Genomic DNA, 25,984 nt, shown 5'->3' on the forward strand with positions numbered 1-25,984 from the left:
GCAACGGCAGGGCGCTGTTCCTGCCGTACGACCAGGGATTCGAGCACGGATGAGGGACTTCGCGGCCAACCCGGCCGCGGGCGACCCGCGCTACGTGCTCAAGCTCGCGGTCGAGGGTGGCTTCAACGGCATCGTGCTGCAGATCGGCCTGGCCGAGAAGTTCCACTGGGAGTACGCGGGCGAGATCCCGCTGATCCTCAAGCTCAACGGCAAGACCGACATCCCGTCCGATGCCGAGGCGCTGTCCCCGCTGCACGCCTCGGTCGCCGAGGCGGTGCGGCTGGGTGCCGACGCCGTCGGCTACACGATGTACGTCGGGACGCCCGCGGCCGGTGCCGACTTCGCGCAGTACCGGGAGGTCCGCGAACAGGCGCGGCTGCTCGGCATGCCGCTGGTGGTGTGGGCGTACCCGCGCGGGGCGGCGATCGAGGGCAAGGGCGGGCGCGACTCGTTCTACGCGGTCGACTACGCGGCGCGGGTGGCCAGCGAGCTCGGCGCCGACGTGGTGAAGGTCAACTTTCCGCACCCGGAGAAGCAGGACCAGGTGCCGGCCGCGTACCGGCGGCCGATCGACAGCCAGGACGCCATCGCCGCGGTGGTACGGTCCGCCAACCGGACGCTGCTGCTGGTGTCCGGTGGCGCCCGGGCGGGTGATGCGGAGATGCTCGACAAGGCGCGGCAGTCCATCCGGGCGGGCGCGACCGGGCTGATCTTCGGACGGAACGTCTGGCAGCGGGAGCACGAGGAGTCGTTGCGGTTGGTCGGGCAGCTACAGCGGATCCTGGCCGGGGCCGGCTGAGAGCTGGTGGCCGCCGGTTCAGCCCAGCGACGTGGTGGCGGCGTGCAGCTCCCGCAGGGCGGTCAGCGCGTGGTGCGCGAAGCCGCGGTCGTCGCTGCGGTCGCCGTCGATCCACTGGGTGAAGCCCCGTTTGAAGGCGAGAACACCCAGCTCGGCGGCGAGGTGCGCGGTCGGATCGGGTACGCCGCGGGCGAGCAGGGCGGCGGCCATCGCGGCGGCGAGCCCGACGCTCTTGAGGGCGTCTCGTTCCTGGAGTTCGGTGCTGGCCTCGACCGCGGCCTTCAGCCGGGGGCCGAGTTCGCGGTTGGTCGGCCCCATGGCGCCGGAGGCGCGTTCGAGCCCGGCGGCGACGGCCTGCAGCGGGCTGGCGTTCGCTGGCGCGTCGGCGATCCCCTCGGCGAGCAGCCGGCTCAGCGTCTCCTGGCCGGCGACCAGCAGTTCCCGCTTGTCGGAGAAGTGCCGGAAGAAGGTGCTCTTGGTGACGCCGGCCCGCTCGGCGATCTGCGCGACCGTGGTGGCGTCGTACCCCTGCTCGCCGAACAGGTCGACCGCCGCGACGATCAACCGCTCGGTCGTCTCCGGTTGCCATCGGGCCATGCCGACATCATAGGTGACGGGACAATGGTCCCATCACCGTGTATGGTGATGGGACCATTGTCCCGTCACTGTGGGGGAACTTCATGCATGTCTTCGTCACCGGCGGTACCGGCACCGTCGGCAGCGCCGTCGTCCCCGAGTTGCTCGCCGCCGGGCACACCGTTCTCGCGCTGGCTCGCTCCGACAAGTCCGCCCGGGCGCTCACCGACGCGGGCGCCCGGGTGCTGCGCGGCGAGCTGGCCGACCTCGACGTGCTGCGGGCCGGCGCCGCGCAGTGCGACGGCGCGATCAACCTGGCGTTCGGCACCGACTACAGCACCGAGGAGGCGCTCGCGCGCTCGGTCGCCGAGGAGAGCGCGGCGCTCGCCGCGCTGGGGGAGGAGCTGCTCGGCAGCGATCGTCCGATCGTCACCGTCTCGGGCACCCCGTGGGTACCCGGGCGCGTCGCCACCGAGGGTGACCCGCTGCCCATCGAGGGGCCGGTGGGCGGCCGCGGTCGTTCGGTCGCCGCGCTGCTGGAGCTGGCGTCCCATGGCGTGCGCAGCGCGGCGGTCCGGTTGCCGCGCACCGTGCACGACCAGGGCAAGGGTGGCTTCGCCGGGCTGCTGACCGACCAGGCGCGGCGGACCGGAGTGGCCGGCTACCCGGGCGACGGCACGCAGCGGTGGCCGGCGGTGCACGCCCGTGACGCGGCGGTGCTGTTCCGGTTGGTGCTGGAGTCCGCGCCGGCCGGCACCGCCTGGCACGCGGTCGCCGACGAGGGTGACCGGGTACGGGACATCGCGGCGGTGATCGGCCGGCGGCTCGGCCTGCCGGTCGATTCGGTACCGCCGGAGAGCTTCGGACCGTTCGGTCCGATCTTCGCCCTGGACCAGCCGGCCACCAGTGCCCACACCCGGGAGGTGCTCGGGTGGCGGCCCACCCGCCCGAGCCTGATCGAGGACCTGGAGAACCTCCGCCCCTGAGGTCGCGGGGCCGGATTGCATCCGGAACGCTGTTCCGATACTGTTTCCGGAACAGCGTTCCGCTAACTCTGGCGGGGCGCGCCGACCGAAAGCAGCCTCCGCCATGCCGCCCAGCCAGCTCGAACCCCAGCTGATCGCCATCAAGCCCATCGCCGTCCCGACCACCGGCCGCGGCCCCGAACTGCGGGTCAAGGTCACCGCCCCGGCCGGCGGCGGGCAACTCCCGGTGATCGTGTTCTCGCACGGCAACGGATGGTCCATGGACGGCTACGAGCCGCTCGTCGACCGCTGGGCCGCTGCCGGGTTCGCCGTCGTCCAGCCCACCCACCTCGACTCCCGGCGCAACGGCATCGGGTTCGACGATCCGCGGTTCGGCACCATCTGGCGGAGCCGGATCGCGGATCTGCACGCGATCCTCGACAACCTCGACCCGATCCTCGCCGGTGCCGGCGGGCTGGATGCCCGGCCCGACCGCGACCGGGTCGCCGTCGTCGGGCACTCCTGGGGAGCCCAGACGGCCGGCGCCGTGCTCGGCGCCCGGGTGCTCGACGCCGACGGCATCCCCGGCGAGGACTTCACCCACCCCGCCGCGAAGGCCGGGGTGCTCCTCGCGGCGGCCGGCACCGGCGACACGCTCACCGCGTTCGCGGCCGAGCATCTGCCGTTCATGCGGCCGGACTACGCCACCATGCGCGCGCCGGCGCTGATCGTCGCCGGCGACCGGGACCGGTCGGCGCTGTCCACCCGCGGGCCGGACTGGTTCACCGACGCGTACCACCTGAGCCCGGCGCCGAAGCGCCTGCTCACCGTCGTCGACGGGGAGCACACCCTCGGCGGTATCGCCGGCGAGAGCGTGGCCGAGACCACCGACGAGGACCCGGCCCGCGTCGCCCTGGTGGCGGTCGCGACCGCCACCTACCTGCGCGACGTGTTCGCGATCGACCGCGGCGGCTGGACGAACCTGCGGCACGGTGTCGGCGACGGCAGCTACCGCATCGACGCGAAGTGACCTCGCGGCCGCCACGGGCGGGCGGCAGCCGGCTGGCCGGCACCGCCCACCCGTGCCATCGCCTGGCTCAGCACCGCCCGGCCGTGCCATGACCGGGCTCAGCACCGCCCGGACGCGGCACGACCTGGCTCGGTGCCGCCCGGCCGTGCCGGGGCTTGCCCGGCGCGCGCCGGGTGACCGCAGGCCGGTGCCGGCGGGCAGCAGCGTGCGCGCCCGAGTTGGCGTGCTGGCCGGAGAGGGCGACGTCTGTCACGATGTCCGCAGCGATGGCCCTCGATCTGTTGCAAAGAGCAGTTCGGCTGATTAGGTTAGCCTTCCTGAAGGTTCAAGTGCGGTGGTGGTGGCCGCCGGGGGTGGCCGGTGACTGGAGCAATCGAGACCGACGATGCGTCGCGTGCGCTGGACGCCCGGCTGCGGGCGCACGCCGCCGGCGCCGACGAGAGCCACGACCCGATCGAGTACCCCGAGCCCCCCGCACCGAACCCGGACTTCGCCGCCGGCGTTCGCGCCGTGGCCCGGCTGGAGCGGTCGACGATTCCGCGGCTGCGCCGGATGCTCGTCTCGCCGACCCACCTCGACGCCCGGCTGACCGCGTTCTTCTCCACCTGGGCGTACGAGCGCTACTGGATCGCCGATCGGCTCGACCAGCTCGGCGCCGCGTACGCGTCCGGCGGTACCGGGACGTCCGGGGACGCGGCGCCGGAGGCCGCCGCCGGGCGGTCCGGCACTGCGGCGCCGCCGGGCCGCGCTTCGCGTACCGCCGCCGGTTCCGATGGCAGCTCCGGCGTCGAGGCTGACCCGGCCGGCGAGCCCGAGGAGGCCGGCGAGCCCGAGGAGGCCGGCGAGCTGGCGTCCGCCGGCGAGCCGGGCGCTGCCGACGAGGCGGCGGACGGGGTCGACGACCGGGCGGCGCTGCGCCGGGACCGGCGCGAGCGGGTGTGGCTGCTCGGTGCGTCGATCGCCACCAACCTGGTCGGCGCGCCGATGGTCGCCGCGCACGTACTGCAGTGCCTCGTCGACGAGTGGGTGCTGGCCGAGGTGTACGCGGCGCTCGCCGACGAGGCGCCGGACGCGCGGTCGGCCGAGGTCGTGGACGACATCCGGCGGGTCAAGGCCGAACACGCCGAGATCCTGCGACTGGCCTTCGCGCTCCGGCTGCCGGCGGCGGGGCCGGGCGGCGGCTGGTCGGCTGGGCGTTGCGGCGGATCGGCTGGCCGGCGGACGCCGCGGTGCGGCCGGCGCAGACCCGGGCGCTGCGGCGGCTGGTGCGCAGCCCCGCGGCGAGCCTGGACCGCATCGCCGAGCGGATCGGCGCGCTGGGGCTCGGCGAGCACCGGCCCGCGTTGCTGGCACCGAGGCGTACCACCGTGCTGCGCATTCGAAGGGTGAGATGACCATGGCGTTCGACACCACGAAGTTTGCCCGGGACTCCAGACGGTTGGCGTGGCAGGATCTCGACTTCGCCAGCTTCCGCACCGATCCGCTGTCCCCCGAGACGCTGCGCAGCCTGCGCTACATGTGCGACATCGAGTTCCACACCGTCTGCTACATGCGTGACATGTTGATGACCCCGTCCCAGGTGGACGGCGAGGTCAGCACGTTCATGACGATGTGGAACCGGGAGGAGTACTGGCACGGCGAGGCGCTCGCCGCGGTGCTCGGCGAGCACGGCATCACCGTCGACTACGACGAGCTGAAGGCGACGCGGTTGCGGGCCGGCTGGAAGGACAAGCTTGCCCCGGTCCGGCAGGCGCTGGCCGGGATGCTGGTCGGTGCCGACTTCATCGCCGTACACATGAGCTGGGGTGCGGCGAACGAGTGGTCGGCGACGGCGGCGTACCAGCGGCTCGCGGCGATGGAGTCGCATCCCGCGCTGAGCCCGCTGCTGCGCCGCATCGCGAAGCAGGAGACCCGGCACGTGGCGTTCTACGCCTCGCAGGCGCGCCGCCGGCTCGAACGCAGCCGCAAGGCGCAGCTGCTCACCCGGTACGCGCTGCGCAAGTTCTGGGGCCCGGTCGGTTCCGGGGTGACGCCCGATGCGGAGGTCGCGCACGTGATGGGGCACCTGTTCGCCGGGCCCGACGGTGCCGGGCAGATCGACCGGATCGACGGGCACATCGCGAACCTGCCGGGCATGGCGGGGCTGTCGATCGTCCGGGACGCCTTCGCCTCCCGCCGGATCCCGCTGGGAGCGCACTGACCCGGTGTCGCCGCGGGGCGGCCCCGCGGCCAGGCCGATCATCCACCGTGGCTGGCCGGGGCCTGCCGTTCGGCGCCTGCCTCGTCCGGCCAGTTGTCCTCGTCGACGGCGATGTCGGTGGAGTGGGTCGGCACCGCGTCGAGCGCGGCGAGGGCGTCGTCGGGGATCTCGACGTCACCGGCGGCGATGTTGGCCGCGAGGTGTTCGGCGCTCGCGGTACCGGGGATGAGCAGGACGTTCGGTGCGTGCCGGAGCAGCCAGGCGAGCCCGACCTGCGCGGCGGTGACGCCGAGCGACTCGGCGACCGCCACGACCTCCGGTACGTCCTGGACGTGGGTCATGCCCGGGAACGCGCCACCCAGCGGGAAGAACGGCATCCAGGCGATCTGCTCGGTCTGGCAGAGCCGCAGGGTCGGCTCGTCGTCCCGGGCGACGAGGCTGTACGCGTTCTGCACGCAGACGATGCCGGCCGGAACCGCCCGGCGCACCTCGTCCGCGGTGACGCCGCTGAGCCCGATCGCGCCGATCTTGCCCTCGTCCCGCAGTGCGGTCATGACGGCGAGCTGGTCGTCGAGGTCGACGATCTGGTCGCCGGTGGGGCGTAGCCCGGGGCCGCTGCCGAGCCGGCGCAGGTTCACCACCGGAATCTGGTCGAGGCCGAGGCTGCGCAGGTTGTCCTCGACGCTGGCGCGCAGCTGTTCGGGGCGTTGGGCGGAGCGCAGCGGGATGCGGGCGCCCAGGTCCGGGTCGGCGCCGACCTTGCTGACCACCACGACCCCGTCGTCCGGCCGGTACGCGTCGCGGATCAGCTCGTTGACGAAGCCGTTGCCGTAGAACTGCGCGGTGTCGACGTGGTCGGCGCCCAGCTCGACGGCCCGGCGCAGGACGGCGAGGGCCGCGGCACGGTCGTCGTGCAACCGCTCCAGCTGCATCGCTCCGTAGCCGATGCGGGAGACGGTGTGCCGGCCGAGCGGGCCGGTGCCGCCGGCGTGGACGGTGCCGACGGCGGGCTGCGGCGTTGCGGGCGAATGGCTCGTGGGCATGGCGGCCTCCGGTGTGCGACGATGGATTTAAGCGGAACTACCTCCGCTTCATCGACTGTAGCACTGTTCTGGAGGTGCCTCCGCTTTGGTTGGGGAGAAGGCCGCCCGAGCGCCGCGGGCCGACGCGCTGCGCAACCGGGACAAGCTCGTCCGGGCCGCCAAGGCGGCCTTCGCCGACGCCGACGGACCGGTGCCGCTGGAGGACATCGCCCGCGACGCCGGCGTCGGGGTCGGCACCCTGTACCGCAACTTCCCGACCCGGGAGGCGCTGGTCGAGGCGGTCTACGCGAGCGAGCTGGCGGCGCTCACCGACAGTGCCGCCGAGCTGCTGGAACGGCACCCGCCGGACGTGGCGCTGCGTGCCTGGATGGGCGGGTACGCGCGGTTCTTCGCCGCGAAGCGGGGGATGGCCGACACGCTCCGCGCCGGCTGGGCCAGCGGCCGCATCGCCACCCCCAACACCCGGGAACGGCTCAGCGTCGCCGTCGGGCGCATCCTCGCGGCCGGTGCCGCGGCCGGCGTGCTGCGCGCCGACGCCGACCCGTACGACGTGACCACGATGCTGCTGGGCAGCTTCCTCGCCACCGCCTCCGGCGACAACGCCGACCGCATCGACGCGATGCTGGACCTGCTCGTCGACGCGCTGCGCCCGACCCGGACCTGACCGGGGCGCGGGACGCGGTCAGGGCAGCAGCGGGAGCCTGCGCACCAGCTTGTCGACCCGGTTGCGCGGGCCGACGATCCCGACCGCGAGGTACCCGAGCTCGCTGCCCGGCACGTCGCGCAGCCGGGCCAGGTACTCGTCGTAGACCCGGGTCTGCTGGGCCAGCCCGGGCATGTCCGCCACGTACGTGCCGAGGGTGCCGCTCGCCTTGTCCCGCAACGTACGCAACTGCTCGGTCGAGGCGGCGAGCACGGTGCAGCCGGCCCACGGCAGGCCCGGATGGACGGTACCGCCGCGGTCGGCGCCGTCCGGGCCGAGCAGGCCGGGCACCGCCCGCGCGGTGGCGGCGGCGACGCAGATCGCCGCGTTGACCGCCAGCCCGGCCGGCAGCGCGTCGTCGACGGCGACGACCCACTTGAGCCGGGCCGCTCGGGTCGGGGCGGCGGTGTCGATCTCGTCGGGCGCGAACCCGACGGTGCTCTCGGCGATGGATGTCACGAGCGCCTCACTGTCACGAAGTACGGACGATGTGCAATACGCTAGGCATTGCTGCGAGACAGCGTCAACAGATCCGTATTTCGTACGGCAAAGGCGGGTAGACGGTGGACCTGGACGAACTTGATACGGCGATCCTGCGGGAACTGCAGGCGAATGCACGGCGCACCAACCGGGACGTGGCCGCCGCGGTCGGCGTGTCGCCCACCACCGCGCTGGACCGTACCCGGGCGCTGCAGGAGCGCGGGGTGATCCGCGGCGCGCTGCTCGACGTGGACCTGGCCGCGGTCGGCCGGCCGGTGCAGGCGCTGATCGCGGTCCGGATCCGGCCGCCGTCGCGGGCGGTGATCGAGGCGTTCCGGGAGTGGGTCTCGGCGCTGCCCGAGACGCTCGCCGTGTTCGTCACCTCGGGGACCGAGGACTTCCTGATCCACGTCGCGGTCGCCGACAACGAGAGCCTGTACGCGTTCGTGATCGACCGGCTGACCCAGCGCGCCGAGATCGCCGACGTCCGGACCTCCGTCGTCTACGAGCACCTGCGCAACCGGGCGGTCGTGCCGACCGGTACCGGGGCCGCGGTGCGAGCCGGCCGGGCCGATCCATCCGGGGCCGCCGGTCATCGGGCGCCGGCCCGGCGTCAGCGGCGCTGACCGCCCGCGACGGGCTGGCGGCCCGTGCCCGATGCCCGATCGGGGGGTCGCAGTTGTCGGTCGAACGGGCAGTGTTTCCCGGCGGCACGGCCCATGGCCGCGACCGAAGCGTTCTCGCGACCATGGCACCGGCCGCGAAAGTCGAACCTGCGCGGCCGCACCGCGTCGCCGACGGCGCAGCCGGAGTTCGGAAGGGACGTCCATCGAGTGATCGACAAGGCGCGACGCGCACTGCGCCGAATCGTGACGCCGTTGCAGGGGATCGAACGCAACACCGCGCGGCTGCCCAAGGCCATCGCGGACCAGCACGCCAGGGACCGCAAGGTGCTGCAGAAGATCCTGACCGAGTTGCAGGAGCAGCGCCAGTACCTGGAGATCTTCCGGCTGGCGATGACGGGACCGATCCTGGACGACGTCGAGTCGGTCGTCGAGCCCCGGCAGCTGGGCTTCCTGGAAACGCTGGCGGAGATCCGGAAGAACCGGCTCAGCTTCGCCCGGTTCGGCGACGGCGAGCTGCGGATGATGCTGCGGCCGGACTACACGCTGCGGTTCCAGCGCAACTCGCCCGAGCTGCGGCAGGCGCTGCGGGCACTGCTGACCGAGCCGCGGTACCGGGACGAGCCGAACCTGCTGCTCGGCCTGCCCTTCCCGTACGGGGTGCGGCACTGGTCCGGGGTCTGGGCCGACATCTGGCCGCAGCTGCGACCGCTGGTGGCCGACCTCGACCGGTTCGGTACCACGCACGTGAGCCGGCCGGTGTTCTTCAGCTACACGCGCGACGCGGGGGTCGCGGCGTGGCGGTCGGTCTGGGCCGACCGCCGGATCTGCGTGATCACCGGCGAGAACTCGCGGTTCACCCTGCTGCCGGCGCTGTTCGACAACGTGGCGGACGCGACGTTCCTGCACTCGACGCCGCGGGACGCGTTCGACGACGTACCCCGGCTGGTGGCCGAGGCGATGGACCACGACGCCGAGCTGTTCCTCATCGCGCTCGGCCCGGCCGGCAGCGTGCTCGCCGCCGAACTGGCGCTTCGCGGCCGGTGGGCGCTGGACGTGGGGCACATCAGCGACAGCTACCAGGTGGAGTACGAGGACGGCGACTGGCCGGAGCGCAAGGCGATCGTCTCGGCTTCCCCGCAGTGAGGTGAGCGAGCCGGTCGCGCGGGATACGGTGAGCCGGTAGCGGCCGGTGGCGCCGCGACGGTACGGGGGTGGCGGTGTTCGGCCTCGGCGCGGTTCGCACGGGCGCCGTCGGTGGCCGCCGGCGGCCGCTTCCGGTGCGGCGGCTGGCGGCCTCCGCGGCGGGTGCGGTGATGTTGCTGCTGGTGGCGGCCGGCTGCGGCGACCAGCCGGCGGCGGGTGGCCGGCCCGGCGCCGCGCCGCGCACCGCGGTGTCCGGTCATCGCGCGCCGGAGGACACCTCCGTGCGCCCGACGCCGTCCGGCTCGCAGCGCTGCGGTGTCGACGCGAACCTCGCCCCGCGCTGCGGGGCGTGGCTGGGGATCTGGCCGCGGACCACCGCGTCCGGCACGAAGAGCACCGACCTGCGCGGCAACCTGGCCGGCATCGAGCGGCGGCTGGGCCAGCCGATCACGCTGGTCAGCCGGTACTACGGGTGGAACCAGCTGCCGGCGGACGCCACCGACCAGGCGTGGCGCGACTCCGACCACCTGGTCCTGATGGACCTGCGCGCCCGCGACTTCGGCACCGACCGGTACGTGTCGTGGGCCTCGATCGCGGCCGGTGACCACGACGCGTACCTGCGACGGGTGGGTGAGCGGCTGGCCGGCTACCGCGCGCCGGTGCTGTTCTCGTTCAACCAGGAGCCGGAGCAGGAGCTGGAGCGGGGTACCTCGGTGGCGGGGACCGCGCGCGAGTTCGCCGCCGCGTACCGGCACGTGCACGACGTGGTGGTCGCGGCGGGCGCGCGCAACGTGCGCTGGGTGTGGTGGGTGATGGGGTCGATGGGGCACACCGCCTGGTACCCCGACCTGTACCCGGGCGACCGGTACGTGGACTGGGTCAGCTACGACCCGTACGACTTCAACACCTGCCACCACACCGGATACCGGACGCCCGCGCAGGCGGTGCTGCCGTTCCTGCACTGGCTCTCCGGCAGTGGGCTGGGCGACGGCAAACCGGTCCTGCTGTCGGAGTTCGGCTCGAACGGGGCGGCGCGCGGCGACTGGTACCGCGGGGTCGGCGAACTGGTGCGCAAGACGCCGCGGATCCGCGGCCTGGTCGCGTTCGACTCCTCGGTGGCCGGCTGCGACACGCGGGTCACCGCGAGCGACGACAACTGGTCCGGTTTCCGGTCGATCGCGACCGACCCGTACTTTCGCCCGTCCTACCACCAGGGTTCCCGCTGACCGCGCCGTACCGGTCCCGGTGGCGGGCCGACAGGTCCGGATCGGTCGTGTCGGATCACCGACGGTGCGGTCTTCCTGACCGAATGGTGGATTCCGGGGACGCGTCGCGGTTTGCGAAGGTGCGCTGAGCGGCCCGACAGGACCTCTCGTGGCGCGTGCCCGCCGTGTCATCGGTGGTTCGCGCGCGCCGTTTCACCCGTCGCTGGAGGCGCGTCCCGTGAACCTGCCCTCGATCCACCGTCGTGCCCGCGCCTGGGCGGCCGCTGCCGCCGTCGGCGCCGCGGCCCTGCTCGGCGCCGTACTGGTACCGACCGGCGCGGCGCAGGCCGCTCCGGTGCCGCACTCGGCGCCCGGCACGCTGGCGTCGACGAACCCGGACGACCGCACGCCGAACGCGCGGGACGGTGAGACGCGCGCCTTCGCCCGGATCGGCTCGACGGTGTACGTGGGCGGTACGTTCAGCCAGGTCCGCGCCGCGGGCGCGTCGACCTGGACGTCCCGGCCTTACCTGTTCGGCTACGACGCGACCACCGGTGCGGTGTCGACCACGTTCCTGCCGCAGCTCGACGGCGCGGTGAATGCGCTGGTCGCGAGCCCGGACGGGAAGCTGATCGTCGGCGGCGCGTTCGGCACCGTCAACGGCGTCAGCCGCCGGCAGCTGGTCGAGCTGGACCCGTCGACCGGCGCCACGGTGGCCGGCTGGTCCGCGCACTCCGACGGCGGCGCGGTGCGAACCCTTGCCCTGCACGGCAACCAGCTGTACGTGGGCGGTGCGTTCCACTGGCTCGACGGCACCCAGCACTCGCTGCTGGGCCGGCTGGACGCCACCAGCGGCCAGATCGACCCGTCGTTCCAGGTCGACGCGAGCGTGCCGCGGTCCGGCTCCGAGTACGTCTGGACGCTGGCGGTCTCGCCGGACGGTGGCACGCTGGTGGTCGGCGGCAACTTCACCCAGGTCGACGGGCAGCCGCGCAACCAGCTCGCGATGGTCGACCTGACCGGGACCCCGCAGCTGGCCGACTGGTCCACCCAGCGGTTCGTCGACCCGTGCTACAGCGGCTCGTTCGACAGCTACGTGACCGGCATCGACTTCTCCGACGACGGCAGCTACTTCGTGGTCAGCGCCAACGGCGGGCGCGGCAGCACCGGTGACTGCGACTCGGTCAGCCGGTGGGAGACCGCCACCCGCGGCAGCGACATCGAGCACACCTGGGTGGACCGCACCGGCACCGACTCGGTCACCTCGATCCTCGCCGTCGACGGCGTCGTCTACGCCGCTGGCCACTTCCGCTGGGTCAACAACGCCAACGGCAACGACGCCGCCGGCGACGGCGCGGTCGACCGGCTCGGCATCGCCGCCCTCGACCCGGTCAACGGCCTGCCGCTGAACTGGAACCCGCGGCGCAGCGCCGGTAGCAACCTGCCGTCCGGTGCCACCGCCTGGGGCTCCGACGTCCCGGTGCTGTGGCGCGGCCCGGACGGCGTCTACTTCGGCCAGAACTCCGACGGGATGGGCAACGAGTACCACGGCCGGCTGGGCATGTTCCCGACCGCCGGTGGGCGGGCCATCAGCACCGACAACGGGCCGACCGGCGACACCGGCTACCTCTACCTGGGCGCCGGCAACGGCGCGCTGACCAAGGTGCCGTACGACGGCGGCACCCTCGGCACCCCGGCCAGCACCAGCCAGCCGAACCTGGTCGACGCGCGGGCCGCGTTCTCGGTCGGCAACAAGCTCTACTGGGCCCGCTCCGGCGCGTCCATCCAGCTGCAGTTCTCCACCTTCAACGGCACCGTCGGCGCGCCCTGGACCAACGGGTACGACGACTGGTTCCAGGCCGCGAACATGACCGGTGCGTTCCTGCTCGACGGCCGGATGTTCTACACCGTCGGTACCGCCGACACGCTGTACTACCGGTTCCTGGAGCCGGACAGCTACGTCGTCGGCTGCACCTGGTTCGCGGTGCCGACCACCGGGGTGTCCTGGAGCAAGGTGCGCGGAATGACCTACGTCGACGGCCACCTGGTGTACGGCTACACCGACGGCACGCTGCGCTCGGTGCCGTTCGACCCGGCCGCCGCGACGGCGGTGGACGGCAGCGCCGCGACCACCCTGGCGACCGCCGGCGGGGGCTGTCCTGGTCGAACCAGACGCTGTTCTTCGCCACCCGATGAGGCCGGACACCGGTGCGGCACCGGTCACCGTCAACCCGCCCGAGCGGTTCGCCCTGGCGGCCCGCGCCCCGGGTGCGGTACGCGCGCTGTACGCCGCCCGCCGCACCTGGTACCGGCTGCGCTACCGGCGCCTGACCCTCGGCGCCGGGGTGCAGATCCGGGGCCGGATCCGGCTGCGCCGCGGGGTGCGCGTGACGATCGGCGACCGGTGCCGGATCAACAAGCACGTCCGCTTCGCCGGTACCGGGCAGATCACGGTCGGGCCGGACACGCTGCTCAACGACAGCTGGATCGGCTGCTGGAGCACGGTGACGGTGGGCGCGCGATGCCTGCTGTCCGACTGCCAGATCGTCGACAACGACTTCCACCACGTCGATCCGGCCCGCCGGCACGATCCGCCGGACGCCTCGACCAGGGCGCCGATCCGGATCGGCGACAACGTGTGGATCGGCAGCAACGCGCTGGTGCTCAAGGGCGTGTCGATCGCAGCCGACAGCGTCGTCGGCGCGGCGTGCGTGGTCCGCACCGACGTGCCGGCGCGCTGTGTGGTCATCGGAAACCCGCAACAGGTGGTCAAGAGGTTCGATGTCTGATCGACTGGGTGCCCGCGACACCCCCACGGTGACGGCGGATCCGGCGCCGCACCGACGATGACCCTGACCCAGCTGCTGGCCGTACCGCGGCGGCGCTGGCGCTGGGTGCTGGCCTGCGCGCTGCTCGGCGTGCTGGCGGTCGCCGGCTACCTCGTCCTGCTGCCGGCCACGTACACCGCGACGGCGGTGGTGACGGTGCGCGCCGTGGTCACCGACCCGTTCAGCTATCCCGGTCCCGGCGCCGACCGCGCGGTCAACATGAACGTGGAGACCGGCATCGCGACCGGCAGCCAGGTCGCCGACGCGGTGGCGAAGGCGACCGGGCGCAGCCGGGCCGCGGTCGACGACGCGCTGACCGTCGAGGTACCCGTCGGCGGCCAGGTGCTGCGCTTCCAGTACGTGGCGGGCAGCTCGGCCGACGCGATCCGCGGCAGCAACACCGCGGCCAGCGCCTACCTGCGGGTACGCCGGGACGACTACCGGGATCAGCAGCGGCGCCGGCTCGCCGCGTACGACGCCACGCTCAAGAAGCTGAACAGCAAGCTGGACGCGGCGCAGAAGGCGGCGCGCAAGGACGGCGAGCTCGGCCAGAACGGCAGTACCGGCAACGACACGACCCGCGCGCTCAACGACCAGATCAGTACCGTCACCGAGCGGCGCGCGGACGTGGCCGCGATCGACCTGACGCCGGGCACGCTGACCGGGCCGGCGGCGGCGCCGGTGCCGTCCAACCACGACCGGCCGCTGCTGTACGCGCTGGCCGGGCTGCTCGGTGGTGCGCTGCTCGGCGCGGCAGCGAGCTTCGTCCGGGAGTCCACCGACCGCCGGGTCCGGGGCGCCGCGGACGCCACGAACGCCGCGGCGGCGCCGCTGCTCGGCGTGGTACGGCGGGGAAACCGGACGCCGGCCCGCGCCCGGCACGCCGACGTGGACCACGTGGCGCTCGCGGTGGCCCGGCTCGGCGCCGACGGCCGGCCGGTGATGCTGCTGTCGGCCCGGGACGACGAGGGCCGGGCCGACCTGTCCGCCGACGTCGTGGTGGCACTGGCCGGCTTCGGCCGCGAGGTCTACCTGGGCGACGTGGTCGGCACCGGCAGCGAGCTGTGCGCCCGGGTGCGCGGCGCGTCCACCAGCCGGCCGCGGGATTCGGTCCGGGTCGACCCGGCCGCCGACGCGAACGCCCCGGCGCGGGACCGGCTCTCGGCTTCGCGCGCCGGCCGGGCCGGCGCCCAGCGCACCGGTACCGACGCCGCCGTCGAGGCAGCCGCGGACCTCACGGACACGGTGCAGCTGCCGGCGATGCGGCTGGCCGAGGGCGGCACCGACCGGGCCGCCGTGCGGGTGCCGGTCAACGGCACCCCGCGACGCATCGTCAGCGTCCGTGCGGACTCCGACGACGCGCTGAGTGCCCGGCCGATCCCGGTGGTACCGGTCGGCAGGGGCGCGGTGGCCGTCGGCCCGGCCGGCGCCGCACCGCACGACGACGGGCTGGTGCTGTTCGACGCGCCGCCGCTGGACGACGACGCCCGTGGCGTCCGGATGCTCGAGGACGCGGCGGCCGTGCTGGTGGCCGTGCCGCACCGGACCCGGCTGGCCGAACTGCGGCGCGCCGCGGACCGGCTGGCCGCGGCCGGCTGCCCGGCGTCCGGCGTGGTGTTGGTGCGGGGTCGGACGTGACGGCGCACCCGCCGGTCAGCGTGGTGATCGCCACCTGCGACCGGCCCGGCAAGCTGGAGCGGGCGGTCCGGGCGGTGCTCGACCAGGACTACCCGGGCACCGTGCAGTGCCTCGTGGTGTACGACGGGGTCGAGGTCCGGCCGCTCGCCGTCGAGGTGCCGCCGGGCCGGGAACTGGTGCACCTGGCCAACGCCCGGACCCCGGGGCTGCCCGGCGGTCGCAACACCGGCTGCGACCACGCGACCGGTGAGCTGCTGGCGTTCTGCGACGACGACGACCGCTGGGCGCCGGACAAGCTGCGTCGCCAGGTCGAGACGCTGCGCGCCGACCCGGCCGGTACCGCGGTCACCTGCGGGGTGCGGCTGGAAGGCCCCGGCATCGACCGGGACCGCCCCGGCCCGACCCGGCCGGTCACCCTGGACGACCTGCTCGCCGACCGGATCATGGAGGTGCACCCGTCCACCCTGCTGGTCCCGCGCTCGACCGTCGCCGCGGCCGGTCCGGTCGACGAGGACATCCCCGGCGGGTACGCCGAGGACTACGAGTGGCTGCTGCGGATCGCCGCCCTGGGGCCGATCGCCGTGGTGCCGGCGCCGCTGGTGGTGGTCGAGTGGCACGGCGGGTCGTTCTTCTTCGGCCGCTGGACCACGATCGTCGACGCGTTGCGCTACCTGCTCGACCGGCACCCGGAGTTCGCCCGCAGCAAGCACGGCACCGCCCGGATCCGGGGCCAGATCGCGTTCGCGCTGGCCGCGTCCGGCCGGCGCCGGGAGGCGCTGCGCGAGCTGCGCATCGTGGCCCGGCTCAACCCGGCGGAGAAGCGGATCGCCGCGACCATGCCGGTACTGACCGGGCTGGTGTCGGGGGAGCGGGTGCTGGCGCTGGCGCAGTCGCGGGGGCGGGGTGTCTGAGTACGCCACCCCGCCGGGTGCCTCGTCGCCGCCTCCCGCCGCGTTCCCGCCCCGCCGCGCGGCGCTGCCCGCCTGGCCGCTGGTGCTGATGTTCGGGCTGGTCCCGGTGTGGTGGCTGGCCGGCGCGTTCTACCTGCTGTGGCCGGTGTTCGGGCTGCTGCTGGCCGGGCTGCTGGCGGCCCGTGGTGGGGTCCGGCTGCCCGGCTGGGCGCCGGTCTGGCTGCTGTTCTGCGCGATCGCGGCGCTGAGCCTGGTGGAGGTCGCCCGGGTCACCGAGGCGGAGACCGCGCTGCTGCGGCTGGCGTTCTACCTGACGGCGCTCGTCGCCGGCGTCTACGCGTACACGCTGGCGCGGGAGCGCGGTACCGGCGTGCTGTGGCTGCCGCTGATGCTGTTCTGGGCGTCGCTGGTGTCGCTCGGCTGGGTCGGCGTGCTCGCGCCCGGCCTGGCGTTCGCCACGCCGGTCGAGCGGTTGCTGCCGCATGGACTGGCCGCTGCCCCGTACGTGCACGACATGGTGCACGCCAGCGGCGCCGAGCTGCGCGCGGACGGGGTGTCGACGCTGCGCCCGTCCGCGCCGTTCCCGTACACGAACCTGTGGGGGAGCTGCTTCGCGATCCTGCTGCCGGTGGCCCTGGGGTGCGTGGCGTCGATCCGGCCGGGATGGCCGCGGCGGCTGCTGATCCTGTCGGTACCGCTGGCGTTGCCGCCGGCGTTCCTGACCCTGAACCGGGGCATGTTCGTCAGCCTCGGCATCGGGCTGGTGTTCGTCGCGCTGCGGGCGGTACGGCGGGGCCGGCCGCGGCTGCTCGCGACCATCGCCGTGCTCGGGGTCGCCGCGGCGGCGCTGACCTGGTTCATCCCGATCGACGCGCTGATCGTGGCGCGCACCGAGACCAGTGACAGCACCGCCGACCGGCTCAGCCTGTACGCCGAGGTGCTGCACCGCATCGTCGGCTCGCCGCTGCTCGGCTTCGGCGCGCCCACCACCGTCGACACCACCAGCGCGCCGGCCCCGGTCGGCACGCAGGGCCAGCTGTGGATGGTGTTGTACAGCAACGGGATCCCGGCGCTGGCGGTGTTCCTCGGCTGGTTCCTGCTGGTGGTTCGGGCCGGGCTGCGGCTGACCAGCCAGGCCGGGCTGTGGCTGTCCGCGGTGCCGCTGATCGCGCTGGTCCAGCTGCCGTTCTACGGCCTCAACTACCAGAACCTGTCGGTACTGTTCCTGGTCGCCGGCGCGATCGCCGCCGCCGCACCGCGGGCCCGTCCCGCCGTCGACCGGCCCGCCGGCCCGCGCACCCTGGTACCGGCGGGGTCCCGGTGACCGCGCAGACCGGGCGGCACCGCGCCGGCACCGTGCCGGCCGGTGCGCCGGCCGGTACGGATGCGCCGGGCGGCACCGGTTCCCGGCCGGGCGAGAGCGTCCGGCGCAGCGCGCGCAGCGGTGCGCTCGGCCTGGCCGGCGCGGCGGTGAGCGGGCTGTTCGGGTTCCTGCTGACCGTGGTGGTCACCCGCGGTTTCGGTACCACCGGCGCCGGGGCGTTCTTCGCGCTGGTCGGTGTCGTCACCGTGGCCGGCGCGCTGTGCTGCCTGGGCGCGGACACCGGGCTGATCTGGGCGCTGCCCCGGTGGCGCGAGCGCGGCGTCCGGATCCTGACCGTCGCGCTGGTCCCACCGCTGCTGGCGTCGGCGCTGCTGGCGGCGGCGCTCGCGGCGGCGGCGGGCGCGCTCGCGCCGCGGCTGCTGCCGGACGCCGGCGGTTCCGGCGTGGTACTGCTGCGCTGGGTGGCCGCCGCGCTGCCGGTCGCGGTACTGATGACGCTGCTGCTGGCCGCGGTCCGGGCGGCCCGGCCGATCACGCACTACGTCGCGGTCCAGTTCCTGCTGCTGCCGGTGAGCCGGCCGGTCCTGGTCGGCGCGGTCGCGCTGGCCGGCGCCGGACTCGTCGCCGCGGCGATCGGCTGGCTGCTGCCGGTCGCGCTCGCGGCACTGGTCTGCGCGGCGATGCTGGTACCGGCGCTGCGCCGCCCGGGTGACACCGGCGGCGGGCCGGACGGTACGGACTGGCGCCGGTTCTGGGGGTTCGCCGCCGCCCGCGCCGCGTCCGCGGCGATCGACGCGGCGAGCATGTGGGTCGGCGTGCTGCTCACCGCGGCGCTCGCCGGGCAGTCCGAGGCGGGCGTGTTCGGCGCGGTGGGCCGGTACGTGCTGGCCGGGCAGCTCGCCATGCAGGGGCTGCGGGTGGCGGTGGCGCCGCAGCTGTCCGCGCTGCTGGGCGCCGGGCGCCGGGCCGACGCCGCGGCGGTGCACCGGCAGACGACCACCTGGGTGATCGTGCTGTCCTGGCCGGTCTACCTGCTGCTGGCGTTCTTCGCGCCCGGCTTCCTGCGGCTGTTCGGGTCCGGGTTCACCGCCGGCGCGGGCGCGCTGACCGTGCTCGCGGTGGCGATGCTGGTCAACGTCGGGCTGGGCAACGTGCAGACGCTGCTGCTGATGAGCGGCGCGAGCCGGATCCACCTGGCGGCCGCGGCGGCCGGGCTGGCCGTCACGGTGGGCGGCGGCGTCGCGCTGATCCCGCGGTACGGGGCGCTGGGCGCGGCGCTCGCCTGGTCCGGCGGGATCGTGGTGGAGAACGTCTCAGCGGCGCTGGCCGCCCGCCGCGTGGTCGGTGAGCCGCTGCTGTCCGCCGCGCTGGTACGCACCGCGCTCGGCGTCGGCGCCGCGGTCTGCGCGGTCGGTACGGCCGTCTCGGTACCGGCCGGCCGCGGGGTGCCGTCGCTGCTGGTCGCGGTCGGACTGCTGGCGCTCGGTGCCGGCGGCGCGCTGGCGGTGCCGGGAGTTCGCCGCCGGCTCGGGCGGATCGTCGCGACGCTGCGCCCGGCCGGCGCGCGACCCACATCGGTGTCCAGCAACGGGGAAGGGCGGTAGCCAGGTGGCGACGATCAAGGACCGGGTCAAGGAACTCACCCCGGCGCCGGTGACCGGCGGGCTCAAGCGAGCCCTGGTGCGGTACGGGCAGGCCACCGCGTCCCGCCGCCCGCTGCCGGACTTCCTGATCATCGGGACCAAGCGCGGCGGTACCACCTCGCTGTGGAACTACCTGCTGCGCCATCCCGGGGTACCGCACCTGTTTCCGGCCTGGAACACCAAGACCTCGCACTACTTCGAGGAGAACTGGCCGCGCGGCGTCGACTGGTACCGGTCGCACTTCCCGACCGAGCGGCAGCGGGCGGCGCAGTCGGACCGCTACGGTGGCCCGGTGCGCGCCGGTGAGGCGGCGCCGCTGTACATGTTCCATCCCCTTGCGCCGCAACGGGTGCACGAGCTGATGCCGCGGGTACGGCTGATCGTGCTGCTGCGCGATCCGGTGGAACGGGCCTACTCGCACTGGAAGGAGCGGCGCACCGAGGGGCACGAGCCGCTCGACTTCGCCGCCGCGCTCGCCGCCGAACCGGCCCGTACCGCGGGGGAGCGGGGCCGGCTGATCGCCGACGAGAACTACTTCAGCGAGCCGTACGACTGGCACACCTACCGGGCCCGCGGCCGGTACCTGGAGCACCTGGAGCCGTGGCTGGACCGGTTCGAGCGCGGCCAGCTGCTGGTCCTGCCCAGCGAGTCGCTGTACCGGGAGCCGGCCGCGAGCTACCGCCGGGTGCTGGAGTTCGTCGGCCTGCCGCACTTCGACCCGGGCGAGTTCCGGGTGTACAACGACCGCCGCTCGGCGCCGATGGACCCGGCCGTGCGCGCCGAGCTGACCGAGTACTTCCGGCCGTACAACCGGGCGCTGGCCGAGCGGCTCGGGATCGACTTCGACTGGGCCAGCTGAGCGGCCGAGCCCGCTGGACGGCTGAACCGGCCGAGCCGGCTGAACGGCCGAGCCGGTTCGACGGCCGAGCCGGCTGGACGACCGCGCCGGCCGGGCCCGGCCGGCGGCGCGACCGGGATCGCGCGGGCCGGCCGGGAGCGGCGTCACGGGTGGGCCAGCCGGTCCGCCAGCACGTCGAGGAGGTGGGGATGCAGCAGGGTGTTCCAGCCGGCACCGGCGTCGGCGATGTGCCAGGTCCGCAGCCACAGCTCCAGCAGGTAGCAGTCGAGCACGGCGCGCTGCGCCCCGGCGTCCAGGCCGAGCATCGGACCGTACCGGGCCAGCGCCGCCGCGGCGGCCTCGGTGGCCGCTGCGGCCGGTACCCCGTCGAGGGTCAGCGCGCGCTGGAACCCGTGGTGCGCCAGGTCGAACCCGACGGGAACGTCGGCGGCGTGGTGCTCCCAGTCCCACGCCACCAGCCGGCCGTGGTGGGTGCCGAGGTTCCACGGCACCCAGTCGCCGTGCCAGTGCCCGAACTCCAGGGCCACCTCGCCGTACCGGTCGCGCAGCGCCGCGGCGGCCCGGACCGCCCGCCCGGCCGGCGCGCAGCCGCCCGCCAGCGCGGTACCGGCGGTGTCGGCGAGCCGGATCAGGAAGTCCGTACCGCGCAACCGGTGGGGCGGCGTGGCCGGGCCGGCGTTGCGGGCCACCGCGAGCAACTCCGTCGGGTACGGGTCGTCGGCGCGGGGCACCGCGCGCACGTCGGCGGGCAGCGGCTCGATCACCGCGATGCTGCGGTCCCGCCACTCCCCGGCGTAGCGCAGCCTGGGTACCAGCGGGAAGCCGGCACCGGACGGCAGCGCGGCCAGGGCGGCGGTCTCGGCCCGGACCAGCGCGCGGGTGGCGCCGTTCCAGCCGATCTTCGCGTACCCGCGGGGCGTGCCGGCCGGGTCGAACAGCTGCACCGTCGGCTTGTGGTGCGGGTCCGGTGGCCGGACCCCGACCGCGGCGTGCAGCTCGCCGGCGCCGAGGCGGTCGGCGAGATGGTGCACCACGTACCGGTCCCGACTATCCACATCGGACGGTATCGAGACGGTCAGTGCCGGCAGCGCGCGGGCCGCGCCGGTGCGGGCCGCGGTGCCCAGTGCCCAGCGCAACGCCCGGGTGCGCGGCTCGCGCAACGCGTTGAAGCACAGCAGCGACGCCGCGGTCACCCGGGCCGAGGCCACCGGCAGCAGGAACCTGGCCCGCGCCGCGTCCGGTACGACCGCGAACCGGCCCACCGTGCGCCAACCGGCGGCGGGCGGCTCGGCCGGTACCGACACCCGCACGTCGGCACCGGCGAACAGCGCCCGGCACACCCATCCCAACCCGTCCGTTCCGGCGCGCGGATCGCTCATCCATCCATCCCTCTCGTCACCCCTCGGAGCACGCCATGGCAGAACCTGTTGGTGAACCTCGTGATCGGCTGCGCCCGGCCCGTTCTCGGGGCCGCGAGGTCCGCTGGCCCGCTGGCTGCGGACCGGCCTCGCCACCCCCGCCGCTCACCGGGTCGCCGGTCGGACCGACGAGCCGCCCACCTGGCGGCCGAGCGGCGGCTCGCGGGTCCGGGCGAGCGCACCCGACACCGGCACGCACTCGCACCTCCGCCCGGCGAGCAGACGAACGGACTCCGGCTCGCCCGATCGAAGGTTCCCCGACGGGCTCCCGCCACAGCGCGTCCACGTCGGTGGCACCCCGGTCGACCTGTGCGACACCGACGACCTGGTCGGCCTGACGACCCGGTGGGCGGCCACCGGGCGCCGGGCGACGGTCGTCGGCGTCAACGCGCACGTCGTCAACCTGTGTGCCCGGCAGCCGGCGTTCGCGTCCGCGATCGCCGCCGCCGACCTGAACTTCCCGGACGGCCAGTCCATCGTGTGGGCCGCCCGGCTGCTCGGCAACCGGCCGAAGGGACGGGTGCCGCTGACGCACGTGACCGCGCCGCTGTGCGGCGCCTGGGCCGCGGCCGGGCTGCCGGTCTTCCTGCTCGGCGGCAAGCCCGGCGTCGCCGAACGGGCCGCGGAGCGGCTGCACACCGACCACCGGGTGCGGGTCGTCGGCGTGGCGCACGGCTACTTCCAGCCGGCCGACGAGCCGGCGCTGATCGCCGCGATCAACGCCAGCGGCGCCCGGATCCTGCTGGTGGGGCTGGGCAACCCGCGCCAGGAGCTCTGGCTCGCCGAGCACCGCGACGCGCTCGCACCCCCGGTCGCGATCACCTGCGGCGGCTGGCTGGACTGGACCGCCGGTGAACGCCGCCCGTGCCCGCCGCTGGTGTACCGGTTCGGCCTGGAGTGGGCGTACCGGCTGGCGCAGGAGCCGCGCCGGCTGTTCGCCCGCTACGTCCTGGGCAACCCGCGCTTCCTCTACCACGTGCTGCGCCGCGGCTCCCGCCCGCGGACCGCGCCGGTCGCCGAGCATCCGATGGCGCGTCCGGGATTCTGAGACCGGCCGGTGCCCACCGGCCATCAGTAGGCGCCGGAGCGGCGCAGCACGGCGGTCACGGTGCGCAGCAGGATCACCAGGTCCAGCGACAGCGACCAGTTGTCCACGTACCGCAGGTCGAGCCGCACGGCGTCGTCGAACGACAGGTCGGCCCGGCCGGACACTTGCCACAGCCCGGTGATGCCGGGCCGGACGACCAGCCGGCGCCCCATGTCGGCGGGGTAGCGGGCGACCTCGTCGGGCAGCGGCGGGCGCGGGCCGACCAGCGACATGTGCCCGGCCAGCACGTTGAACAGCTGCGGCAGCTCGTCGATCGACAGCGCCCGCAGCAGCCGTCCGGCCCGGGTGACGCGCGGATCGTCGTGCAGCTTGAACAGCACGTTGTCCGGGTCGTCGCCGCGCAGCCCGGCGAGCCGGCGCTCCGCGTCGAGGTACATGGTGCGCAGCTTGACCATCGTGAAGGGCCGGCCGTCCCGACCCACCCGCACCTGCCGGAACAGCGCCGGGCCCGGTGAGGTGAGCCGGATCCAGGCGACCGCGGCGGCCAGCAGCGGCAGCGTCAGCACGATCAGCAGTGCGGCGCCGATCCGGTCGGACAGCGCCTTCGCCAGCCGGCCGGTGCCGCGCAGTCGGGGATGGGTCACCTGCAGCATCGGCAGGCCGTCGACCGGCCGGACGGTGATGCGGTCGCCGGACACGTCCATCAGCGAGTTGGCGAGGATCAGGTCGGTGTCGTCGTTCTCCACCTGCCAGGCCAGCCGGCGCACCGCCGGGCCGTCCAGCTCCGGGCAGGACAGCACGATCACCGCATCGGCCTGCGCCGCCTCGACCGCGTACGCGGCGTCGTCGAAACTGCCGTACACCGGCAGGTCGACACCGGGGACGACCAGGTGCCCGTCCAGCTGGTCGAGGCCGCCGTGCCGGGCCAGGTTCGCCACCGGCACGCAGGCGCCCGCGACGCTCATCCCGTGGTACCGCTCGCGGCGCAGCTGCCGGCACAGGTCGGCGACGGCCCGAACGTGCCCGAGGACCACCACCCGGCGCAGCCACCGGCCGTGCCGGCGACCGTGGTGCAGCACCCGCCGCATCGCCATCCGGCCCAGCACCGTACCGGGGACCGTGACGGTGAGGCTGACCACCGTGTACGCCCGGGACAGGCCCAGGTCGCCGAGGTAGGCGGCGAGGGCGACCACCGCGGCGAGCGCCACCCCGGAACGGAACACCCGGTCGTACTCGGCGCTGCCGACGAACAGCTGCCGCCGGTCGTAGCACTGGTTCGCGGCCAGCACCACCGGCCAGGCGATCGGCAGCGCGCCCGCCATCAGCAGGTGCACCACGTTGGCGTGCAACGGAACCGCGCCGAACACCACACCCAGCGCGGCCCAGCCCGCGAGCACCGCGATCGCCACGTCCAGGCCGACCAGCCCGCGCACGTACCGGCCGATCCAGCGCTGCCCGGATCCACGCTTCTCGGGCGTGCCAGGAGAATCCGGTCGGGGTGGGAACGATGCGGGTCTTGCGGTCAGAGTCTCCGCAGCCACCACGCATCACCTCCGCCGCAGCGCCGGCGACGCGCCAGCTCCCACCGGAAACCCTAGGGTGAACCGGGTGTGAACCCAATGCTTCTGGCGGGGATCTGACCGATCGTCGTCCGTCATCCACCCAAACGCGCCATCCTGTTTCGGCGTCCGCGTTCGTTCGGGGCCGATTCGGTTGCGGCGCCGGGCGTCCGGCGGCGGGAGGGACCAGCCGCGCTCTGCTTGACGCATGCTCCGCGGAGCCGTCTGAAACCCGGTGTTCCCGCTCTTGTCTCGCGGCTCGACCGGACGCCCACACCGAGGAGGGCGAGCCTGCCGTCCGGCGACTACCCGCGCGCGGTCGCGGCACACCTTCCCGCGACGGCCCGGGTCCGACGGACCGGATGCCGGCGCACCCGACGGGTCGTGCACAGGACCGGTGCCCGGTCGACTCGGTCGTGCACCCGATCCATCCCGGCTCGAACGGTTTCAGCCTCGATGGCGGCCCGCACGGCGGCGGTGGTAGGCCCAGGCCAACGCGAGAAGCGCGGGACCCCAGAGGTTCAACGGCGCATAGCATGCGGTGAAGACGGCCGCCCAGAAGGGGCTGGCCATCCGGGATGACTGCCCGCCGGACCAGACGTCCCAGAAACCCACGGTCCAGATCAGGATGAGCGCCACCGCCCCGAGCGTCGCCGGAACAGTCGCCGCTGTGGGCCGCACGGGGCGACCGCCGATGAACGGCAACCACCTCGGAGTCAGCTCCCCCCAGGGTCTGACCAGCGCGAAGCCGCTCAGCGCGATGACTTCCGACAGCAGGGTGACCGCGACGAGGTAGGCGGCGCCCCAGCCATGGACGACGGCCGGCCTCCCGGCGTCGTCCAGACCGCCCATCGAGAAGCCCGACGCGACGGCGAGTCGCCAGAGCCCGGAAGGCAACACCATGAAGGGGATGGCATGTGCCAGACGTTCGGCCCATCGCGGCACCCGGCGCTGCGTCACCGGTTCGAGCCCGGAGGTCGAGATCGTCATGCCACCCACACTCGCGGGAACTCCGCCGCCTGGGCGCACTCCGCGGTGCGAGCGGCCTCCCTCGCCCGGGGGTGGTGCGGCAGCCGGCAACGGCGACCGCGGCACCACCGCCCGGTCAGCCGCGGGTCGCCGGCAGCAGGCGCTCGGTGAGGAAGGCGAGGATCTGGTCGCGGGCCTCGATCGTGGGGTGGCCGTCCCGGTCGACCAGGTGCGCGGTGACGACGCTGTGCGGGGTACCGACCACGTCGGCGAAGAACGGCGGCGGCGCCGGGTTCGCGCAGGCGCCGGGCAGCACCCGGCCGTCGAACGCGTCGCCGAGCAGCTTGCGGTACGCGGCGAAGCGCTGCCCGGTGCACCACTTGTCGTCGTCGAACCGGTAGGCCAGCACCGACAGCCCGTCCCGTTCGACCCGGTCCCGGACCGCCGCCGCGTCCCCGGCACTCAGTTCGATGCCGGCCGGGTCGTCGATCGGCAGCGACGGGTGGTTCACCACCGGCGCGATCACCGCCGGCTCCAGCGTCATCGCCAGCGCGAAGTTACCGGTGAAGCAGAGCCCGATCGCGCCGACGCCGGGGCCGCCGCACTCCTCGTGCGCCTGCCGGGCGAGGCCGCGCAGCCAGGACGTCACCGGGCTGGTACCGCCGCCGGCGAAGGCGCGGAACTCGGCGCTGACGCAGGCGCGCCGGAACACCGCGACGCCGTCCGCGGCGGTCGGACAGGCGCCGTCGACACCGAACAGCGACGGGACGAAGACCGTGCAGCCGGCGGCCCGGATCCAGCGCGCCAGCCGGAGCACGTCCGGGCTGATGCCAGGCATCTCCGGCAGCAGCACCACGGCCGGCCCGGTGCCCGCGACGTACACGGTCTTCACCGTGCCGGCCACGTCGACGCGGCGGCGGTCGAAATCGGTGATCGGGTCGTTCTGGTCGCGTTCCGCAGTGGTCACCCTGGCAGCGTGCCGCGCCGGGCCGTAGGCTGACAGTGGCGGGATCGCCA

The 25,984-nt window shown here is 74.3% G+C and carries 23 protein-coding genes and 1 pseudogene; 17 read left to right on the forward strand and 7 right to left on the reverse strand.

Annotation, left to right across the window (positions count from 1 at the left end):
* Positions 1-49: 49 nt before the first annotated feature.
* Complete coding sequence (locus tag Athai_RS04540) at positions 50-799, forward strand: class I fructose-bisphosphate aldolase (protein WP_203960303.1); 750 nt, start codon at positions 50-52, stop codon at positions 797-799.
* An 18-nt stretch (positions 800-817) separates the two neighbouring features.
* Here Athai_RS04540 and Athai_RS04545 read toward each other — a convergent pair whose 3' ends face one another.
* Positions 818-1,396 (reverse strand): TetR/AcrR family transcriptional regulator, encoded by a 579-nt coding sequence (locus Athai_RS04545; protein WP_203960304.1) that lies wholly within the window; start codon positions 1,394-1,396, stop codon positions 818-820.
* Between the two features lie 83 nt (positions 1,397-1,479).
* Between Athai_RS04545 and Athai_RS04550 the strand changes: the two genes are divergently transcribed.
* The 4 genes from Athai_RS04550 (at position 1,480) to Athai_RS04565 (ending at position 5,570) form a co-directional block, all read left to right on the forward strand.
* The gene (locus tag Athai_RS04550; protein WP_203960305.1) at positions 1,480-2,361 is read left to right on the forward strand and encodes an SDR family oxidoreductase; all 882 of its coding nucleotides are present in this window, start codon (positions 1,480-1,482) and stop codon (positions 2,359-2,361) included.
* Positions 2,362-2,464: 103 nt separating this feature from the next.
* Positions 2,465-3,370 carry an alpha/beta hydrolase family protein gene (locus Athai_RS04555; RefSeq protein ID WP_203960306.1) on the forward strand — a complete coding sequence of 302 codons (906 nt, stop codon included), beginning with the start codon at positions 2,465-2,467 and terminating at the stop codon, positions 3,368-3,370.
* A 360-nt stretch (positions 3,371-3,730) separates the two neighbouring features.
* A complete protein-coding gene (locus Athai_RS04560) occupies positions 3,731-4,759 on the forward strand; it encodes a hypothetical protein (protein ID WP_203960307.1) in 1,029 nt (342 codons plus the stop codon).
* Between the two features lies 1 nt (position 4,760).
* Positions 4,761-5,570, forward strand: a complete 810-nt coding sequence (locus tag Athai_RS04565; RefSeq protein ID WP_203960308.1) for a ferritin family protein — start codon at positions 4,761-4,763, stop codon at positions 5,568-5,570.
* Positions 5,571-5,608: 38 nt separating this feature from the next.
* Here the strand turns inward: Athai_RS04565 and Athai_RS04570 are convergent, their stop codons facing one another.
* Positions 5,609-6,613, reverse strand: coding sequence for an aldo/keto reductase (locus Athai_RS04570; protein ID WP_203960309.1), 1,005 nt, complete (start codon positions 6,611-6,613; stop codon positions 5,609-5,611).
* An 85-nt stretch (positions 6,614-6,698) separates the two neighbouring features.
* On the opposite strand from Athai_RS04570, the gene Athai_RS04575 reads away from it, so the two are divergent.
* Positions 6,699-7,277: a TetR/AcrR family transcriptional regulator gene (locus tag Athai_RS04575; protein WP_203960310.1), complete on the forward strand. Its 579-nt coding sequence runs from the start codon at positions 6,699-6,701 to the stop codon at positions 7,275-7,277.
* Positions 7,278-7,295: 18 nt separating this feature from the next.
* Here Athai_RS04575 and Athai_RS04580 read toward each other — a convergent pair whose 3' ends face one another.
* Positions 7,296-7,775: a DUF2000 domain-containing protein gene (locus tag Athai_RS04580; RefSeq protein ID WP_239156719.1), complete on the reverse strand. Its 480-nt coding sequence runs from the start codon at positions 7,773-7,775 to the stop codon at positions 7,296-7,298.
* Between the two features lie 104 nt (positions 7,776-7,879).
* Between Athai_RS04580 and Athai_RS04585 the strand changes: the two genes are divergently transcribed.
* The 10 genes and pseudogenes from Athai_RS04585 to Athai_RS04630 all read left to right on the forward strand — a co-directional run bounded on the left by Athai_RS04585 (position 7,880) and on the right by Athai_RS04630 (position 19,973).
* Positions 7,880-8,422 carry an Lrp/AsnC family transcriptional regulator gene (locus tag Athai_RS04585; RefSeq protein WP_239156720.1) on the forward strand — a complete coding sequence of 181 codons (543 nt, stop codon included), beginning with the start codon at positions 7,880-7,882 and terminating at the stop codon, positions 8,420-8,422.
* Between the two features lie 207 nt (positions 8,423-8,629).
* A complete protein-coding gene (locus Athai_RS04590) occupies positions 8,630-9,565 on the forward strand; it encodes a GT-D fold domain-containing glycosyltransferase (RefSeq protein WP_203960311.1) in 936 nt (311 codons plus the stop codon).
* A 170-nt stretch (positions 9,566-9,735) separates the two neighbouring features.
* Positions 9,736-10,791 (forward strand): glycoside hydrolase family 26 protein, encoded by a 1,056-nt coding sequence (locus tag Athai_RS04595; RefSeq protein WP_203960312.1) that lies wholly within the window; start codon positions 9,736-9,738, stop codon positions 10,789-10,791.
* A gap of 217 nt (positions 10,792-11,008) precedes the next feature.
* Positions 11,009-12,966 (forward strand): annotated as a pseudogene (locus Athai_RS35200) (WD40 repeat domain-containing protein).
* Positions 12,963-13,559, forward strand: coding sequence for an acyltransferase (locus Athai_RS04605; protein WP_420829763.1), 597 nt, complete (start codon positions 12,963-12,965; stop codon positions 13,557-13,559). Before Athai_RS35200 ends, Athai_RS04605 begins: the two are co-directional and overlap by 4 nt.
* Positions 13,560-13,616: 57 nt before the next feature.
* The gene (locus tag Athai_RS04610; protein ID WP_203960313.1) at positions 13,617-15,236 is read left to right on the forward strand and encodes a Wzz/FepE/Etk N-terminal domain-containing protein; all 1,620 of its coding nucleotides are present in this window, start codon (positions 13,617-13,619) and stop codon (positions 15,234-15,236) included.
* Positions 15,233-16,147 (forward strand): glycosyltransferase family 2 protein, encoded by a 915-nt coding sequence (locus Athai_RS04615; protein ID WP_203960314.1) that lies wholly within the window; start codon positions 15,233-15,235, stop codon positions 16,145-16,147. Before Athai_RS04610 ends, Athai_RS04615 begins: the two co-directional genes overlap by 4 nt.
* Positions 16,140-17,471, forward strand: coding sequence for an O-antigen ligase family protein (locus Athai_RS04620; RefSeq protein ID WP_203960315.1), 1,332 nt, complete (start codon positions 16,140-16,142; stop codon positions 17,469-17,471). The genes Athai_RS04615 and Athai_RS04620 overlap by 8 nt, the downstream gene beginning before the upstream one ends.
* 32 nt (positions 17,472-17,503) lie before the next feature.
* Positions 17,504-19,075 carry a lipopolysaccharide biosynthesis protein gene (locus Athai_RS04625; protein WP_203965334.1) on the forward strand — a complete coding sequence of 524 codons (1,572 nt, stop codon included), beginning with the start codon at positions 17,504-17,506 and terminating at the stop codon, positions 19,073-19,075.
* A gap of 13 nt (positions 19,076-19,088) precedes the next feature.
* Positions 19,089-19,973, forward strand: a complete 885-nt coding sequence (locus Athai_RS04630) for a sulfotransferase domain-containing protein (protein WP_420829818.1) — start codon at positions 19,089-19,091, stop codon at positions 19,971-19,973.
* Between the two features lie 143 nt (positions 19,974-20,116).
* Here Athai_RS04630 and Athai_RS04635 read toward each other — a convergent pair whose 3' ends face one another.
* A complete protein-coding gene (locus Athai_RS04635; protein WP_203960317.1) occupies positions 20,117-21,352 on the reverse strand; it encodes a hypothetical protein in 1,236 nt (411 codons plus the stop codon).
* Between the two features lie 475 nt (positions 21,353-21,827).
* Between Athai_RS04635 and Athai_RS33885 the strand changes: the two genes are divergently transcribed.
* A complete protein-coding gene (locus Athai_RS33885) occupies positions 21,828-22,439 on the forward strand; it encodes a WecB/TagA/CpsF family glycosyltransferase (protein ID WP_275422636.1) in 612 nt (203 codons plus the stop codon).
* A gap of 23 nt (positions 22,440-22,462) precedes the next feature.
* On the opposite strand, the gene Athai_RS04645 is transcribed toward Athai_RS33885, so the two are convergent.
* The 3 genes from Athai_RS04645 to Athai_RS04655 all read right to left on the reverse strand — a co-directional run bounded on the left by Athai_RS04645 (position 22,463) and on the right by Athai_RS04655 (position 25,934).
* Positions 22,463-23,980 carry a sugar transferase gene (locus Athai_RS04645; RefSeq protein ID WP_239156722.1) on the reverse strand — a complete coding sequence of 506 codons (1,518 nt, stop codon included), beginning with the start codon at positions 23,978-23,980 and terminating at the stop codon, positions 22,463-22,465.
* Between the two features lie 465 nt (positions 23,981-24,445).
* Entirely contained in the window at positions 24,446-24,988 is a 543-nt protein-coding gene (locus Athai_RS04650) for a hypothetical protein (protein WP_203960318.1), read from the reverse strand.
* Positions 24,989-25,103: 115 nt separating this feature from the next.
* Positions 25,104-25,934, reverse strand: a complete 831-nt coding sequence (locus tag Athai_RS04655) for a dienelactone hydrolase family protein (RefSeq protein WP_203960319.1) — start codon at positions 25,932-25,934, stop codon at positions 25,104-25,106.
* Between the last annotated feature and the right edge of the window lie 50 nt (positions 25,935-25,984).

The sequence above is a fragment of the Actinocatenispora thailandica genome (genome assembly GCF_016865425.1).
GTDB lineage: Bacteria > Actinomycetota > Actinomycetes > Mycobacteriales > Micromonosporaceae > Actinocatenispora > Actinocatenispora thailandica.

Bases quoted from the DNA above. Each gene is read 5' to 3' on its own strand.
- Athai_RS04540 (WP_203960303.1), top strand. From the start codon at position 50: ATGAGGGACTTCGCGGCCAACCCGGCCGCGGGCGACCCGCGCTACGTG.
- Athai_RS04545 (WP_203960304.1), bottom strand. From the start codon at position 1,396: ATGGCCCGATGGCAACCGGAGACGACCGAGCGGTTGATCGTCGCGGCG.
- Athai_RS04550 (WP_203960305.1), top strand. From the start codon at position 1,480: ATGCATGTCTTCGTCACCGGCGGTACCGGCACCGTCGGCAGCGCCGTC.
- Athai_RS04555 (WP_203960306.1), top strand. From the start codon at position 2,465: ATGCCGCCCAGCCAGCTCGAACCCCAGCTGATCGCCATCAAGCCCATC.
- Athai_RS04565 (WP_203960308.1), top strand. From the start codon at position 4,761: ATGACCATGGCGTTCGACACCACGAAGTTTGCCCGGGACTCCAGACGG.
- Athai_RS04570 (WP_203960309.1), bottom strand. From the start codon at position 6,613: ATGCCCACGAGCCATTCGCCCGCAACGCCGCAGCCCGCCGTCGGCACC.
- Athai_RS04595 (WP_203960312.1), top strand. From the start codon at position 9,736: ATGTTGCTGCTGGTGGCGGCCGGCTGCGGCGACCAGCCGGCGGCGGGT.
- Athai_RS04605 (WP_420829763.1), top strand. From the start codon at position 12,963: ATGAGGCCGGACACCGGTGCGGCACCGGTCACCGTCAACCCGCCCGAG.
- Athai_RS04610 (WP_203960313.1), top strand. From the start codon at position 13,617: ATGACCCTGACCCAGCTGCTGGCCGTACCGCGGCGGCGCTGGCGCTGG.
- Athai_RS04635 (WP_203960317.1), bottom strand. From the start codon at position 21,352: ATGAGCGATCCGCGCGCCGGAACGGACGGGTTGGGATGGGTGTGCCGG.
- Athai_RS04650 (WP_203960318.1), bottom strand. From the start codon at position 24,988: ATGACGATCTCGACCTCCGGGCTCGAACCGGTGACGCAGCGCCGGGTG.